Genomic DNA, 15,849 nt, shown 5'->3' with positions numbered 1-15,849 from the left:
TCCGTTCTGAACCTGCGATTAACCTGTCTATAGCTATGAGAACGCTAATTCATAGACGAAGGACGGCTTCCATGAACATTCACGAATATCAGGCCAAGGCGCTATTGGCATCATACGGTGCACCAGTCAGCGACGGCCGCGCCGTCCTGAAGGCAGAAGATGCAAAAACCGCCGCAGGCGAAATGGACGGCCCATTGTGGGTTGTTAAGGCGCAGATCCACGCAGGTGGTCGCGGCAAAGGTAAATTCAAAGAAGCAGACGCTGGCGATGCTGGCGGTGTGCGTCTGACAAAATCTGTCGCCGAAGCGGCAGAAGAAGCCAAGAAGATGTTGGGCCGCACGTTGGTCACGCACCAGACTGGCCCAGTCGGCAAGCAAGTGAACCGCGTCTACATCGAAGACGGTTCCGGCATTGAAACAGAAATGTACCTCGCCCTGCTGGTTGATCGTCAGACATCCCGCATCGGTTTCGTTGTCTCCACCGAAGGCGGCATGGACATCGAAGAAGTGGCTGAGAACACCCCTGAGAAAATCCTGAACTTCACAGTTGATCCTGCGACTGGCTACCAAGCCTACCACGGGCGTCGCGTTGCATTCGCTTTGGGCCTTAAGGGCGCACAGGTTAAGCAGTGCGTTCAGCTGATGGGTCAGCTTTACAAAGCGTTTACCGAAAAAGACATGGAAATGCTGGAAATCAACCCGCTGATCATCACTGACGAAGGCAGCCTCAAGGTTCTCGACGCGAAAGTCGCATTCGACGGCAACGCGGTTTACCGCCACGCTGACATTGCGGCCCTGCGTGACGAAACAGAAGAAGACCCCAAAGAGCTCGCGGCGTCCAAGTTCGACCTGAACTACATCGCGCTTGACGGTGAAATCGGCTGCATGGTGAACGGTGCTGGTCTGGCGATGGCCACAATGGACATCATCAAACTTTACGGTGCTGAACCTGCAAACTTCCTCGACGTTGGTGGCGGTGCGACCAAAGAGAAAGTCACAGAAGCGTTTAAGATCATCACGTCTGACCCGAACGTCAAAGGCATCCTTGTGAACATCTTCGGCGGTATCATGCGCTGTGATGTAATCGCTGAGGGCGTTGTTTCTGCGGTGAAAGAAGTTGGTCTTCAGGTTCCGCTGGTTGTGCGTCTCGAAGGCACAAACGTCGAAGAAGGTAAGGCTATCATCAACAACTCAGACGTTGACGTGATCGCAGCTGACGACCTTAGCGACGGTGCTGAAAAGATTGTGAAAGCCGTCAAAGGTTAACCCATTTCGGCGGCTGCGGCCGCCCCCGAATTTCAAGGAGCCAACACCATGGCAATTCTCATCGACGAAAACACCAAAGTCATCTGTCAGGGCCTTACAGGTTCGCAGGGTACTTTCCACTCTGAACAGGCAATCGCGTACGGCACCAAAATGGTTGGCGGCGTAACACCTGGTAAGGGCGGTCAAACGCACCTTGACCTGCCGATCTTCAACTCCGTGCACGAAGCCAAGCACGTCACCGAAGCGAATGCTTCTGTGATCTATGTGCCTCCGCCCTTCGCGGCTGACTCGATCCTCGAAGCGATTGATGCTGAAATGGAACTGATCATTTGTATCACCGAAGGCATCCCAGTGCTGGACATGATGAAAGTTAAGCGCGCTTTGGAAGGCTCTGCCTCCCGTCTTGTCGGGCCAAACTGCCCGGGTGTTATCACACCAGACGCTTGCAAAATCGGCATCATGCCGGGCCACATCCACAAACGTGGGTCCGTTGGCGTTGTGTCCCGTTCCGGTACACTGACATACGAAGCCGTGAAGCAGACATCAGACGCAGGCCTCGGCCAGTCCACGGCTGTTGGTATTGGCGGCGACCCTATTAAGGGCACTGAGCACATCGACGTTTTGGACATGTTCTTGGACGACGACGAAACACAGTCCATGATCATGATCGGTGAAATTGGTGGTTCCGCAGAAGAAGAAGCTGCTGAATTCCTCGCCGAGCAGAAGAAGAAAGGCCGCTGGAAGCCAGTCGCTGGTTTCATCGCTGGCCGCACGGCGCCTCCGGGCCGCCGCATGGGCCACGCTGGCGCGATTGTTGCTGGTGGTAAAGGCGACGCTGAATCCAAGATCGAAGCGATGAAATCCGCTGGCATCGTGGTTGCAGACAGCCCTGCGACTCTGGGCGAAGCTGTGCTCAAGGCGATCGGCTAAATTACATTGGGGCAGGTTTCGCGACCTGCCCTGCACCTTCTTAAATGGTATTGAACGTGACACTCAAAGACGCCGTAACAATTTGCTTTCAAAAATTCGTAACCTTCTCTGGAAGGGCGGGTCGGCAAGAATTCTGGAAATTCGTTTTGTTTCTCTTGCTCGTGCACATTGTCCTGCTGGTTATCAATTCATTAATTTTCGGGCCTTCAATCGACGAAGGACTTAAATTCAGCATTGCTTCCGACGGCACTCAAACCACAACAGCTTATCGCAACGTATCTTACACCGGTGGGTGGCTCGGCAACGCCTTCTCCTTGATTACTCTGCTTCCATTCACTGCTGTGACTTGGCGCCGCCTCCATGACCGCAACCGATCAGGTTGGTGGACGTTGGTTCCCTATGGTCTTCTTATGGCGATGGGCGCAATCTGGTTCCTTACCAGTGAAGCAGTCGCTGTCGGGGCGAACCCGCAAACCGGCGATCCCATCACCGTTTTGGTCCCACAGTCTATCGCACCTATACTTATTTTAGGGCTCCTAGCACTCGCCGCTGGCCTGTCCGTCCTCATTTCTACCTGCCGCGCACCAATCCCCGGAGCCAACCGTTTCGGCCCCAATCCCAACGAGGTCCCTTCATGACTGATCAATCCCCCAACGACATCTTCCACGCCTCCTCGTTTATGCAGGGGCACAATGCGGAATATATTGAGCAGCTTTATGCCCGTTACGCGGACAACCCCAACGCGGTTGACGAAAGCTGGCAAGAGTTCTTCAAGTCTTTGGGTGATGCACCTTCCGACGCCAAGGCAGAAGCCGCTGGCCCGTCTTGGGGTCGTGGTGATTGGCCTCCGATCCCGAATGACGATCTGACGGCGGCTTTGGATGGCCAATGGGCCGCCGAGCCTGAGGCGGCTGGCAAAAAGATCAAAGACAAGGCAGCGTCCAAAGGCGTGAACATCAGTGAAGAGCAAGTGCGCCACGCTGTTCTGGACTCGGTTCGCGCGTTGATGATCATCCGCGCTTATCGTATTCGCGGCCACTTGGTTGCGGACCTCGACCCGCTGGGTATGCGCGATCAGACACCGCATCCTGAACTGGACCCCGCGTCTTACGGCTTTAAGCCCGAAGACATGGATCGCCCGATCTTTATCGACAATGTGCTCGGCCTTGAAGTTGCAACGATGAACGAGATTATCGCAATCGTGCGCCGCACGTATTGCGGCACGTTTGCGCTGCAATATATGCACATCTCCAACCCCGAAGAAGCGGGCTGGCTGAAAGAGCGTATCGAAGGATATGGCAAGGAAATCGCGTTTACCCAGAACGGTCGTAAGGCCATCCTGAACAGCCTCGTTCAGGCCGAAGGGTTCGAGAAATACCTGCACGTCAAGTACATGGGCACCAAGCGGTTCGGCCTTGATGGTGGCGAAAGCCTGATCCCCGCTATGGAGCAGATCATTAAGCGTGGCGGCCAGTTGGGCTTGAAAGACATCGTTGTCGGCATGCCGCACCGTGGTCGTTTGAGCGTTCTTGCGAACGTGATGAAGAAGCCATACCGCGCGATCTTTAACGAATTCCAAGGTGGGTCGTTCAAACCTGAAGATGTTGATGGGTCCGGCGATGTGAAATATCACCTCGGCGCATCCAGCGACCGTGAATTCGACGGCAATTCCGTTCACCTATCCCTAACAGCGAACCCCTCCCACCTTGAGGCTGTGAACCCCGTTGTTTTGGGTAAGGTCCGCGCCAAGCAAGACCAGACAAACGATGTGGATCGGACACAGTCCCTCGCCATCCTGCTGCACGGTGATGCGGCCTTTGCCGGCCAAGGCGTTGTCGCCGAGGGCTTTGGCCTGTCGGGTCTGCGTGGTCACCGCACAGGCGGCACCATGCATATCGTTGTGAACAACCAGATCGGCTTTACGACTGCGCCGCACTTCTCGCGCAGCTCACCTTACCCGACCGATATTGCATTGATGGTTGAAGCGCCGATTTTCCACGTGAACGGTGACGACCCAGAGGCCGTGGTTCACGCCGCGCGCGTTGCGACTGAATTCCGCCAAAAGTTCCACAAAGACGTGGTGCTGGATATCATCTGCTACCGCCGCTTTGGTCACAACGAAGGCGATGAGCCGATGTTCACCAACCCGGTCATGTATAAGAAGATCAAACAGCAGAAGACGACGCTGACCCTTTACACTGAACGTCTCGTCAAAGACGGCCTTATGCCTGAGGGCGAAATTGAGGACATGAAGGAAAACTTCCAGAAACATCTGGGCGCCGAGTTTGAAGCTGGCATTGACTACAAGCCCAACAAAGCCGACTGGCTCGACGGGAAGTGGTCGCATCTGGACAGCCAGAAAGACAACTACCAGCGCGGTAAAACCGGCATAAAGAAGGACACCTTCGACGAAATTGGTCGTGCATTGTCCACGGCGCCCGAAGGGTTCCCGATCCACAAGACTGTGGGTCGTATTCTTGGCGCCAAAGCCAAGATGTTCGAAACTGGCGAAGGGTTTGACTGGGCAACGGGTGAGGCTTTGGCCTTTGGTTCGTTGCAAACAGAGGGCTACCCTGTCCGCCTGTCCGGTCAGGACTGTACACGCGGGACGTTCTCCCAGCGTCACTCTGGCTTGATCAATCAGGACACCGAAGAGCGCTACTACCCGCTGAACAACATCCGCAAAGGTCAGGCAGAGTACGAAGTAATCGACTCGATGTTGTCGGAATACGCGGTGCTTGGGTTTGAATACGGCTACTCTTTGGCCGAACCAAACGCGCTGACATTGTGGGAAGCCCAGTTTGGCGATTTCGCCAACGGTGCCCAGATCATGTTTGACCAATTCATCAGTTCCGGTGAATCCAAATGGCTGCGGATGTCGGGCCTCGTTTGCCTGTTACCGCACGGCTATGAAGGCCAAGGGCCCGAGCATTCCAGCGCACGTCTGGAACGGTTCCTGACAATGTGTGGCGGGGACAACTGGATCGTGGCGAACTGTACTACACCTGCGAACTACTTCCACATTCTGCGCCGCCAGCTGCACCGCAGCTACCGCAAGCCGCTGATCATGATGACGCCAAAGTCTTTGCTGCGTCACAAGATGGCCGTATCCAAAGCGGAAGAGTTCCAAGATGGCTCAAGCTTCCACCGTGTCTTGTGGGATGATGCCCAGCACGGGAACTCAGACACCAAATTGGTTGCGGACAAAAAGATCAAACGCGTCGTGATGTGTTCGGGTAAGGTCTACTATGATCTACTGGAAGAACGCGACGAACGAGGTCTTGATGACGTCTACATCATGCGTTTTGAACAGTTCTACCCATTCCCAGCCCAGTCTGCCGTTCAAGAGCTCGAGCGGTTCAAGAACGCTGAAATGGTCTGGTGTCAGGAAGAACCCAAAAACCAAGGTGCTTGGTCCTTTATGGAACCAAATATCGAATGGGTCCTCACCCGTATCAAAGCCAAAAACACACGGCCTATTTACGCAGGCCGCGCCGCTTCTGCATCGCCTGCTACAGGTCTTGCCAGCCAGCACAAAGCACAACAAGCCGCACTCGTTGATGATGCGCTCACTGTTAAAGGATCGAAATAATGACCGAAGTCCGCGTCCCCACTCTTGGCGAAAGCGTCACAGAAGCAACCGTTGCCACATGGTTCAAGAAACCAGGCGATACAGTCGCACAGGATGAAATGCTGTGTGAGTTGGAAACCGATAAGGTAACCGTCGAAGTGCCCGCACCTGCGGCTGGCACATTGTCCGAAATCGTTGCCAACGAAGGCGACACTGTCGGCGTTGACGCCCTGCTCGCGCAGATCAGTGCCGGCGGCGAAGCTGCGGCACCTGCCCCAGCGGCAAAAGCAGCTCCTGCGGCCGCTGCACCAGCTGCAGCTGGCGGCGAGACCATGGACATCATGGTGCCAACCCTTGGCGAATCCGTGACAGAAGCAACCGTTTCCACATGGTTCAAGAAAACCGGCGAAGCCTTTGCCGCCGACGAAATGCTGTGTGAACTTGAGACCGACAAAGTCTCCGTCGAAGTGCCTGCCCCTGCGGCTGGTGTGATGACTGAACTGTTGGCGCAAGAAGGCGACACAGTTGAGGCTGGCGGCAAACTGGCGATCATGTCCACCGATGCCTCTGCGGCTCCATCTGCTGCACCCGCGGCGGCTGCAGCCCCTGCGGCAGCGTCCACTGGCAAAGACGTCGAAGACGCGCCAAGCGCCAAGAAACTGATGGCAGAAAACAACCTGTCCGGCGTTGCTGGCACAGGCAAAGATGGCCGTGTCATGAAAGAAGACGTGCTCAAGGCGATGGCAGCCCCTGCGCCCGCACCAGCCACTGCACCGCGCGCGCCTGTCCCAGCTGATCAGGCATCCCGCGAAGAACGTGTGAAGATGACACGTCTGCGCCAGACCATCGCGCGCCGTCTGAAAGACAGCCAAAACACAGCCGCCATGCTGACCACCTACAACGAGGTCGACATGACCGAGGTCATGGCCCTGCGTAACGAATACAAAGACCTGTTCCTGAAGAAACACGGCGTAAAGCTCGGCTTTATGTCCTTCTTCACCAAGGCTTGTATCCACGCTCTGAACGAAGTGCCTGAAGTGAACGCCGAGATTGATGGCACAGACGTAGTTTACAAAAACTACGTCAACATGGGCATCGCGGCGGGTACGCCAACAGGTCTGGTCGTTCCAGTTCTGCGCGACACCGACCAGATGTCTTTTGCGGGTATCGAAAAGGCGATTGCCGAAATGGGTGCCAAGGCACGTGACGGCAAACTGTCCATGGCAGAAATGCAGGGCGGCACGTTCACCATCTCTAACGGTGGTGTCTACGGCTCCCTGATGTCCTCCCCGATCCTGAACCCGCCACAGTCCGGCATCCTTGGCATGCACAAAATCCAAGACCGCCCAATGGCGATCAACGGTCAGGTTGTGATCCGTCCAATGATGTATCTGGCCCTGTCCTACGATCACCGCATCGTCGACGGCAAAGGCGCTGTGACGTTCCTTGTTCGGGTTAAAGAGGCGCTGGAAGATCCGCGTCGTTTGTTGATGGATCTCTAATGTCTGCACGCAACATAGGGCAGCCCGCGACCCAGGGTGGGGGTGAAGCCCCCTCCCGTGGGGAGGGTCGGGGACTGCCCCTGCAAGCACAGGCTGATTGATCGCCATGGAAAGCGTTTTGCCACTCATCACGGCTTTTGGACTGGGTTCCCTTATCTCTGTCGCTGTCCAAATCTACTTTTCTGAACGTGCCGAACGGGCTCGAGTCATTTTCGCCGAACGGAAAGAGGCATACATTGGCCTCCTCGAAGCATGGCGAGACCAAGATATCGAAGGAGTGAACATAGCCAACCGACATGACGTCGGCCATTGGTTACTCAGAGCTGAACTTGTGGCATCAAGTCAGCTCAAATCTGAATTTGAGCGATGGGCAGATACAGAAGCTGGATCGCCCGAAAGGATAAAGTCCACACAATCCATAAAGGCCTACATGCGCCGCGACCTCCAGAAAGGTGGCCGTTGATTATGCCCCCCAACCCCACCATCCTCGCCCTCGCAGGCAATCAGGTGGAGCACTAACCATGCCCACTAAGCAACGCATCGACACGATCTACAAACGCAAGATTGCCCAGCGCCTCGAGAACGAGAAGCCGAGCGAGGTTCTTTTGCGCGACCAGCATAAGCTGCGGCTGGACATTCAAATTGCGTTGATTGGGCAGGTTGGTCCAATCCTCGACGTCGCTGATGAGAACGCGCAATATGCGCCGTGCGAGGCGAGCATCCGCGATGATGCACAAGGCACTGTGTTTGCTTTTGGTGGCATGGCCGAGGGGTTCGCCATGCCCGTGAAAGAATTCTTTGGCCAAATCCAAAGCCAGCCGTTCAACGTCATCTACTTCAAAGACTTCTTGCAGGCGTGGTATCAAGGCGGGTTGCTTGGCACGACGACAGATCGGGCCAGCACGGTTGCGTTCATCGAAGAAAATTTCTCGCACCTACCGCGACCGTGGATTTTCACCGGAAACTCGGCAGGTGGTCATGCCGCGCTTTATTTCGGCAATCAACTGGGCGCCGACAAGATTTGCGCCTTCGGGCCGCAAACCTACGTAGACCGCCCTGTCTTTGATTATTACCGAAGCGCCGCCAATGCCAAGTTCGACTATAGCTTCAACCCGTCCGACAATGATCTGGTTGATCTGTTGGACGATCAAAAAACGCCGAGCGCGGCGCATGTCTATTACGGCGGCAAGAACAAGCTGGATACCTATCACGCTCAACGCATTGCGGATGTGGCGGGTGTCACATTGTTTTGCGAGGACGCGGCCAGCCACGCTGTCGCACGGCGGCTGAAAAAAGAAGACCGACTCATCAGTGCAATTCTTGATCCGGTCGGGGGAACGCTATCATGACCCCCGAACTCACCGCACTCGCCCTCGCTGGCGTGCTTCAAGCGATACAGTTCTTGCTCTATTCCGTGCGCGCAAATTTGGACGTGGGTTCCGGCTACGCCATGTCCGCGCGCGACCGTGCCCCATCGCGACCGCTGTCTGATCTTGGCGGGCGGCTGCAACGCGCCATGTCCAACCACTTCGAAGGGTTGATCCTGTTCAGCCTCGCCGTGGTTGTCGTCACTCTGTCGGGCCAAACAAGCAAGTTTACAGCCACCTGCGCCTACATCTACGTGATCGCGCGTGTGGCTTATGTTCCCGCATATGCCTTTGACCTGCGGCCTTGGCGCTCGCTCGTCTGGTTCGTCGGGTTCCTCGCGACTGTGCTCATGATCCTCGCGGCGCTGCTATGACCAGAACCCGCGCCAGTACACTCATCTATTGGGTTCTTGCCGTCGTCTTTGCTTGGGGGTTGGTCATCACCACGCTCAACGTCTTTGGTGACTCTCACCCGCCCCATTGGCGCTACATCCCGTGGTGGGCGAGCCTTCTTGGCGCGCACATCGCCCGCACAGCCCTTGTTGTGCTTATCTGGTTTGCCTTCCTCTTTGACGCAATTGCCCCCCTCATGCGGGCGCTTTACGGCGCTCAAGGCGGCGCGTTTATCTTCCTTGGCATGCCAATCGTTATCCTCGGCCTCCTGATTTACCTGTGGCGCCGCGGCCAATACACTCGGTTCAGCAAAGTCCCCCAGAGCTGAGCCATCCCAGACCCAAACCGGACCAGCATATGATTTATCCGGAAAACTGAAGGAATACACAAAATGGCAAACTATGACGTCATCATCATCGGCTCCGGCCCCGGCGGCTATGTCTGCGCGATCCGCTGCGCGCAATTGGGCCTGAAAACGGCCATCGTTGAAGGGCGCGAGACGCTGGGCGGGACCTGCCTGAACGTTGGCTGCATTCCGTCCAAGGCGCTGCTGCATGCCACACATATGTTGCACGAAGCCGAGCATAATTTCGCGACCATGGGCCTGAAGGGTAAAACCCAGTCTGTCGATTGGAAGCAGATGCAAGCCTATAAGGACGACGTAATCGGCCAGAACACCAAGGGCGTTGAGTTCTTGATGAAAAAGAACAAGGTCGATTGGCTGAAAGGCTGGGGATCAATTCCTGAAGCTGGCAAAGTAAAGGTCGGCGACGACGTGCACGGTGCCAAGAAAATCATCATCGCGTCTGGTTCTGAGGTGTCATCTCTCCCGGGTGTGGAGATTGACGAACGGACTGTTGTGTCTTCAACCGGTGCGCTTGAGCTTGGCAAAATTCCTAAGAAACTGGTCGTCATCGGCGCGGGCGTGATCGGGCTGGAGCTTGGCTCAGTCTATAGCCGCCTTGGTGCTGAGGTGACGGTCATCGAATTCCTCGACTCGGTCACACCCGGCATGGACAGCGAAATCCAGCGTCAGTTCCAGAAGATGCTAGGCAAACAGGGAATGACATTTGTCATGGGGGCCGCTGTTCAAGGTGTTGAAACCAAGAACAACAAAGCCACAGTGACCTACAAACTGCGCAAGGACGACAGCGAGGCAACAATTGATGCCGATACGGTTCTGGTTGCAACCGGTCGCCGTCCTTATGTGGACGGTTTGGGTCTGGATGCTTTGGGTGTTGAGATGTCCGAGCGCGGCCAAATCAAGACGGATGGCAACTACAAGACCAACGTGGACGGTATTTATGCGATCGGTGACTGCATCGCAGGGCCGATGCTTGCCCATAAAGCCGAAGACGAAGGCATGGCCTGTGCCGAAGGTCTTGCTGGCCAGCAGCCGCATGTGAACTACGATGTAATCCCAGGTGTGATCTACACGCACCCTGAGGTCGCCAATGTGGGCGCAACCGAAGAAGCGCTGAAAGAAGCAGGACGCGACTATAAGGTTGGTAAGTTCAGCTTTATGGGCAATGGCCGCGCCAAGGCCAACTTTGCGGGTGACGGGTTCGTTAAGATCCTTGCCGACAAAGCGACTGATCGTATTTTGGGTGCTCATATCATTGGTCCGATGGCCGGTGATCTGATCCACGAAATCTGCGTTGCGATGGAATTTGGCGCTGCGGCAGAAGATTTGGCCCGCACATGCCACGCTCACCCGACCTATTCAGAGGCTGTGCGCGAAGCGGCACTCGCCTGTGGTGACGGCGCAATTCACGCCTAAAATCTTAACCTTTGGTTAACTAAAACGACGGGCGGTGCCAGAAATGGCCCGCCCGTTGCCAATTCTATGCCTTATACTTGCCTAAACTTGCGGACAACTTAGACTCCAAGTCACGTAAAAGGTGTTTCGAATGCAAAAAACAATTCCTACGATTGCCCTGACGGTTAGTCTTTGCGGTATTGCTGCACCAAGTTGGGCCGCAAACGGTATTGTTCCCGCCATCCAGAGCAACATCTGGTTGATCGCAGGGGTCTTGGGCCTTTTGATCTGCGTGATCGTACTAAAGAAACTGATTGGCGGACGTGCCGAGAAAGCCCCCGATGCCTTGGCGATCCATTCCCTTGTGGCCATGTCACAGGTTGCGATTGCCGACGGCCGCATCGACGACGCCGAAGTCCGTCAAATCGCCCAGATACTGACACGTTTGACCGGAACGTCATATGGCCCTGACCAGGTCATGGAGATGTTGCAGCGGCTAAATCCATCAGCCGCCGATCTAGAGCAAGTCGGCCAAGACCTGTCGAAAAAGGATCGTGAAATCGTGCTGGAAGCCGCTTTAAACATTGCTGTCGCGGATGGCGAAATCCATGCGAATGAGTATGCCGTTGTGTCCGAATTGGCGCAGCGGATGCGTATTGGGGCAGATCAGTTCCGCAGCGCAATGGCCCGTATCTCTGCACACTTGCAGACCGTTCAGCCGACATAAACAGCCCTAAACTTTTAGCATCCGCAATCCTTGGGTAGCGTCCGAACGTACGGCGAGCTTGAGGCTCGCTTCATCGCCTGCTTTGAGGGCTGCCAAGATTAACTTATGATTCCGTGGTGTTTCTGTGCGTTTCAGCCGCCCGTAAAGCTTTGACATTGTTGGGCCAAGTTGCAGCCAAACCGTCTCGGCCAGTGCTAGCATCGCAGGTGCTTGGGCCCGCAGATAAAGCGTGCGATGAAATTCTAGATTGCGACGGATATACGCAGAGGCGTCTTGGCGGGCGATAACCGGAGCGATCCGGTCGTTGATTTCCTCAAGGCGTTCGATCAGCGCCATATGTGCACGCGGCAAGGCCCGCGCTGCCAATTCCGGCTCGAGCAACGCACGGATCGCGGCGAGCTCTTCTATTCTTTCGTTGGACAGTTCTGGCGTCGCCACGCGTCCCGATGACGACAAGGACAACGCGCCTTCGGCGACCAATCGGCGGACGGCTTCGCGAGCTGGTGTCATGGAGACCCCGAATTCCTTACCGATACCACGCAGCGTCAGCGCATGGCCTGGATGGATTTCCCCATGCAAAATGCGACTGCGGAGCGTACGATAGACGTGGTCATGAGCGGCCCCTGTGGGGCCAGATGATTTGGACTGGATCAACATGGTTCATTTGTGATCACAAATCCACGCAAGGTCAATCAAAACGAACGCGATGAAGTGCCCCACCGTGGCGACGCAACCAAGCGCGGCAAGCTTTGTGATCGGGAAAGAGGCGATCAACGACCCCCCAGAACCGATCCGAGTGATCCATGTGTTGAAGATGTGCGACCTCATGGGCTGCGACGTAGTCCAACACCTGTGGGGGCGCCATAATCAGCCGCCACGAATACATGAGATCACCAGCCGACGAACATGATCCCCACCGGGACCGTGTGTCCCGCAAGGATATACGCCCATAAGGCCTGCCCAAAGCGGCGGCGTATCGATCCGACGCGTCGGCCAAAGCATCCCGCGCGCGAAGTTTCATAAAGGCAGCCACACGTTTGCCCGCCATTTCCGGCGAATCTGGTAGCATCAATGCGCCATCTGACAGTTTGGCGCGTTTCACATCTCCTGCGATCAAAGGCAGCTCTTGCCCAAGATAAGGAACAGTCCCGCCGATCTGGATAAGCTGTTCTGGCTCGATCGCATCCAGATGTTTACGCAGCCAGTCTTCGCGTTCGCGCAGGAATGCCATGCCTTCTCTTTCGGGCACTCGATTAGGCAAAGTGAGCGTCGCTCGGCCATCCAGCCGCGAAATACGCAGCGATAACCGACGTGCCCGCGCAGAACGGCGCAAAACCACTTCAACTGGGGGGTTGCCATCAAGGATTAGAACACTCATGTGTGCCTTTCGCGCAATGCTACACCAATTGTCTTTGACACGCCTTAGGGGGTATGGCAATTGACCCCGATCCAGCAAGTGAGACTCACTGCTGACAGTTTAGAAGGATGAACAGATGCCAAAGGAAGAGTGGGGCACAAAGCGCCTCTGCCCAACCACCGGAAAGCGGTTCTATGACTTGAACGCCTCCCCAATCATCAGCCCGTACACGGGCGAAGAAGTTGTGGTTGAGACCGGCAAGACCCGCACCATGCAAGCGGACGCCGCTGATGCACAGAACAAAGCCAAAGCTGAAGAGGCTGAGGAAGACGATCTCGTGCTTGACGACGATGATGACGCGGATGCGGATCTCGGCGATGACGTTTTGGATGACGACGATGACGACGCAGATGTGTCGCTCGACGAAATCGCCGACGTTGCAGCACCGGACGACGATTCCTAAGATTTCGGGTTTTCAGGGCGAGAATCCCTCTTGATCTCGCCCGCCCCGCTGCGTAAGCAGCAAAACGAGAAATGTTGCGTAAGCAGCAAAAACGAAAGATGCAGCGTTAGCTGCACCCGTTACGACCGCTGCCGCCAACAGCCTTCGATTGGTCGTAACACCCTTTGGTAAGGGGCATTAGCTCAGCTGGGAGAGCGCCTGCATGGCATGCAGGAGGTCAGCGGTTCGATCCCGCTATGCTCCACCAACCACCCCTTTGACACTGTTGAAACCCACTGTCCGCGGAATGCGCGGTTCATGCTGTCGGTAACCGGCTTTACGAGAGGCTGGAAGAATGCGCGAGTTCCGCGAGTTAGGTTATCCCGAAAAGCCCGGCCTCTCTAGGCCCTGACGTTTCGGAAAACGCTGGTCAGCAAGAAGGTCAACGCAGCCACACAGACGATGGAAGGCCCCGCAGGGGTGTCAAACTCATAGGCGGCCCGCAGCCCCGCGATGACAGAAAAGATGCCGATTGCACCCGCCGCAATGGCCATTCCTTCTGGTGTTCGCGACAAAGGTCGGCCCGCAGCGGCGGGAATGATCAGCATGGCTGCGATCAGCAAAACCCCTACGACCTTAATCGCAACAGCCACCGTGATGGCCAGCGCGAACGTCAGCACCAATTGTTCGCGTTTGGGGTTGATGCCGCTGGCATAGGCAAGGTCTTCGTTCAGGGTCGCTGTCAGTAAGGCCGACCAGCGCCAGCCAATCAATGCAACAACAATAGCCGCGCCGCCCCAGATCACCGCCAAATCCCCACGGGTCACCGCAAGGATATCGCCAAACAGATAGGCCATCAGGTCAATCCGCACGCCAGTGATGAACGACACCGCGACAAGTCCAAATGCAAGCGCCGAGTGCGCCAAGACGCCCAGCAATGTGTCCATCGCGTAGCCACGCCCTGACAACACGCTGACAGTCAGGGCCATCATAAGAGCCACAGTCATAGACCCGATAAAGATCGACATTGAAAAAGCTAGCGACATTGCAACGCCCAAGATAGCCGCATGTGCGGTCGCGTCGCCAAAGTAGGCCATACGGCGCCAGACCACGAAACACCCCAACGGAGCAGCCGCAATCGCGACACCAGCCCCAGCCAGGGCCGCGCGTACCATGAAATCATCAAGCACTAGTCTGAACCCTCCGAACAGTCATGGTTATGGTCGCCGTGGTCATGTGTTTGGCCATGAGTGTGATCGTGGTCATGTCCGTGGTCATGGCCGTGATCATGTTCGTGACGATAAAGCGCCAAAGCACCCCCCGTCCCTGTTCCAAACAAGGCGCGGTATTCGGGCGCGGATGCGACAACAGCTGGCGTGCCTTCACAACACACATGACCATTGAGACAGATAACGCGATCCGAGGCGCTCATCACGACGTGGAGTTCGTGGCTGATCATAAGAACTGCGCATCCTGTCTCCTGACGCACGGATTCGATCTGTTGGTAAAACGACGCCGAACCGCGTTGATCCAACCCTTGCGTGGCTTCGTCGAGCAACAACAGGTCCGGCTTCTTGATTAAGGCGCGCGCCAACAAGACGCGCTGAAACTGACCGCCCGAGAGTTGCGAAAGCTGCGCGTTGACCAGATCAGGCACGCCGGCTTGCGCGAGCGCGTGTTCAATATCGAGTGCCGCAGCGCCGCTCGGCAACTTGAGGAACCGCGAAACGGTGATCGGCAGCGTCTCGTCGATATGCAGCTTTTGTGGCACGTATCCGATTGTGACATCGCGCCCTTGGGTAACACGGCCACGGTAAGGTTTTACTGCACCGATAATCGCCCGCAGCATGCTGGTTTTCCCAGACCCGTTCGGGCCGACAATAGTGACGATCTCACCCGGCTCAATACGAAGAGACACGTTCGACAACACCGTACGTGCGCCGTAGCGGACGCTAAGGCCTTCTACGTCTACTAGGCTCATGCGTCGGCCTTCTCGACACAAGATGGACAAACGCCTTCGGCCTCGATGACGGTGCGTTCAATCTTGAAACCGGTCGCGCGGGCCGCCTCGCCTAACCCACCACGTGCCGACGTCGATTCGGCTTCTGCAACTGCGTCGCACAAACGGCAGATCATGAAGGCCGGCGAGTGGGCGTGGCTGGGATGAGCGCAGGCAATAAAGGAGTTCAGCCGTTCAATTTTATGGGCCAGTCCATTTGCCACCAGAAAATCCAGTGCGCGGTAGGCAACGGGCGGCTGAGAACCGTATCCGTCTTCGCGCAACTGTTCCAAAATGGCATAAGCCCCAAGTGCGCGATGTTCTTGCAGCAGGATTTCCAAGACCTTGCGGCGCACGGGCGTAAAGCGAAGCCCCTCAGCCGCGCACCGCTTTTCAGCGGCCGCAAGCGTATCACTTACGCAGGCGCCGTGGTCGTGGTGAGCGAACCCAACAGGATCGTCGCCAGCATCATTGTTGCTCGGAGCACTTGTCATGTTATTACATTTCGTCTAATCGATCGTTAATGTTATAAAATCA

Annotated in this window: 16 protein-coding genes and 1 tRNA gene; 12 read left to right on the top strand and 5 right to left on the bottom strand. The window is 56.1% G+C overall.

Going from position 1 to position 15,849, the window contains the following annotated elements:
• Positions 1-71: 71 nt before the first annotated feature.
• The 10 genes from sucC (at position 72) to KO486_RS00935 (ending at position 11,514) form a co-directional block, all read left to right on the top strand.
• Complete coding sequence (sucC, locus tag KO486_RS00980; protein ID WP_216035358.1) at positions 72-1,265, top strand: ADP-forming succinate--CoA ligase subunit beta; 1,194 nt, start codon at positions 72-74, stop codon at positions 1,263-1,265.
• 48 nt (positions 1,266-1,313) lie between these two features.
• Positions 1,314-2,195 (top strand): succinate--CoA ligase subunit alpha, encoded by an 882-nt coding sequence (gene sucD / locus KO486_RS00975; protein WP_216035357.1) that lies wholly within the window; start codon positions 1,314-1,316, stop codon positions 2,193-2,195.
• 56 nt (positions 2,196-2,251) lie between these two features.
• Positions 2,252-2,833, top strand: coding sequence for a DUF805 domain-containing protein (locus KO486_RS00970; RefSeq protein ID WP_216035356.1), 582 nt, complete (start codon positions 2,252-2,254; stop codon positions 2,831-2,833).
• Positions 2,830-5,787, top strand: coding sequence for a 2-oxoglutarate dehydrogenase E1 component (locus KO486_RS00965; protein ID WP_216035355.1), 2,958 nt, complete (start codon positions 2,830-2,832; stop codon positions 5,785-5,787). Before KO486_RS00970 ends, KO486_RS00965 begins: the two co-directional genes overlap by 4 nt.
• Positions 5,784-7,268, top strand: coding sequence for a 2-oxoglutarate dehydrogenase complex dihydrolipoyllysine-residue succinyltransferase (gene odhB / locus KO486_RS00960; RefSeq protein WP_216035633.1), 1,485 nt, complete (start codon positions 5,784-5,786; stop codon positions 7,266-7,268). Before KO486_RS00965 ends, odhB begins: the two co-directional genes overlap by 4 nt.
• Before the next feature lie 521 nt (positions 7,269-7,789).
• Entirely contained in the window at positions 7,790-8,617 is an 828-nt protein-coding gene (locus tag KO486_RS00955; protein WP_216035354.1) for a hypothetical protein, read from the top strand.
• Positions 8,614-9,009, top strand: a complete 396-nt coding sequence (locus tag KO486_RS00950) for an MAPEG family protein (RefSeq protein ID WP_216035353.1) — start codon at positions 8,614-8,616, stop codon at positions 9,007-9,009. Before KO486_RS00955 ends, KO486_RS00950 begins: the two co-directional genes overlap by 4 nt.
• On the top strand, positions 9,006-9,356 hold the full coding sequence (locus tag KO486_RS00945; RefSeq protein WP_216035352.1) for a hypothetical protein: 351 nt from the start codon (positions 9,006-9,008) through the stop codon (positions 9,354-9,356). The genes KO486_RS00950 and KO486_RS00945 overlap by 4 nt, the downstream gene beginning before the upstream one ends.
• Positions 9,357-9,419: 63 nt before the next feature.
• The gene (gene lpdA / locus KO486_RS00940) at positions 9,420-10,808 is read left to right on the top strand and encodes a dihydrolipoyl dehydrogenase (RefSeq protein WP_216035351.1); all 1,389 of its coding nucleotides are present in this window, start codon (positions 9,420-9,422) and stop codon (positions 10,806-10,808) included.
• A 130-nt stretch (positions 10,809-10,938) separates the two neighbouring features.
• Positions 10,939-11,514 carry a TerB family tellurite resistance protein gene (locus KO486_RS00935; RefSeq protein ID WP_216035350.1) on the top strand — a complete coding sequence of 192 codons (576 nt, stop codon included), beginning with the start codon at positions 10,939-10,941 and terminating at the stop codon, positions 11,512-11,514.
• 6 nt (positions 11,515-11,520) lie between these two features.
• On the opposite strand, the gene KO486_RS00930 is transcribed toward KO486_RS00935, so the two are convergent.
• Positions 11,521-12,171: a GntR family transcriptional regulator gene (locus KO486_RS00930; RefSeq protein WP_216035349.1), complete on the bottom strand. Its 651-nt coding sequence runs from the start codon at positions 12,169-12,171 to the stop codon at positions 11,521-11,523.
• A gap of 31 nt (positions 12,172-12,202) precedes the next feature.
• On the bottom strand, positions 12,203-12,892 hold the full coding sequence (locus KO486_RS00925) for a SprT family zinc-dependent metalloprotease (RefSeq protein ID WP_216035348.1): 690 nt from the start codon (positions 12,890-12,892) through the stop codon (positions 12,203-12,205).
• A gap of 115 nt (positions 12,893-13,007) precedes the next feature.
• Between KO486_RS00925 and KO486_RS00920 the strand changes: the two genes are divergently transcribed.
• Together KO486_RS00920 and KO486_RS00915 are read left to right on the top strand one after the other, a co-directional pair.
• Positions 13,008-13,334, top strand: a complete 327-nt coding sequence (locus KO486_RS00920; RefSeq protein WP_216035347.1) for a TIGR02300 family protein — start codon at positions 13,008-13,010, stop codon at positions 13,332-13,334.
• A gap of 171 nt (positions 13,335-13,505) precedes the next feature.
• Positions 13,506-13,581, top strand: a tRNA-Ala gene (locus KO486_RS00915).
• Positions 13,582-13,714: 133 nt separating this feature from the next.
• Here the strand turns inward: KO486_RS00915 and KO486_RS00910 are convergent.
• The 3 genes from KO486_RS00910 to KO486_RS00900 are packed head-to-tail and all read right to left on the bottom strand — an operon-like array spanning position 13,715 to position 15,806.
• Positions 13,715-14,503 (bottom strand): metal ABC transporter permease, encoded by a 789-nt coding sequence (locus KO486_RS00910; protein ID WP_216035346.1) that lies wholly within the window; start codon positions 14,501-14,503, stop codon positions 13,715-13,717.
• Positions 14,503-15,294 carry a metal ABC transporter ATP-binding protein gene (locus tag KO486_RS00905; protein ID WP_216035345.1) on the bottom strand — a complete coding sequence of 264 codons (792 nt, stop codon included), beginning with the start codon at positions 15,292-15,294 and terminating at the stop codon, positions 14,503-14,505. The genes KO486_RS00910 and KO486_RS00905 overlap by 1 nt, the downstream gene beginning before the upstream one ends.
• Positions 15,291-15,806: a transcriptional repressor gene (locus KO486_RS00900; protein WP_216035344.1), complete on the bottom strand. Its 516-nt coding sequence runs from the start codon at positions 15,804-15,806 to the stop codon at positions 15,291-15,293. The genes KO486_RS00905 and KO486_RS00900 overlap by 4 nt, the downstream gene beginning before the upstream one ends.
• Between the last annotated feature and the right edge of the window lie 43 nt (positions 15,807-15,849).

The sequence above is a fragment of the Octadecabacter sp. B2R22 genome, from assembly GCF_018861045.1.
GTDB lineage: Bacteria > Pseudomonadota > Alphaproteobacteria > Rhodobacterales > Rhodobacteraceae > Octadecabacter.
This window is presented reverse-complemented; position numbering and strand designations above follow the sequence as displayed.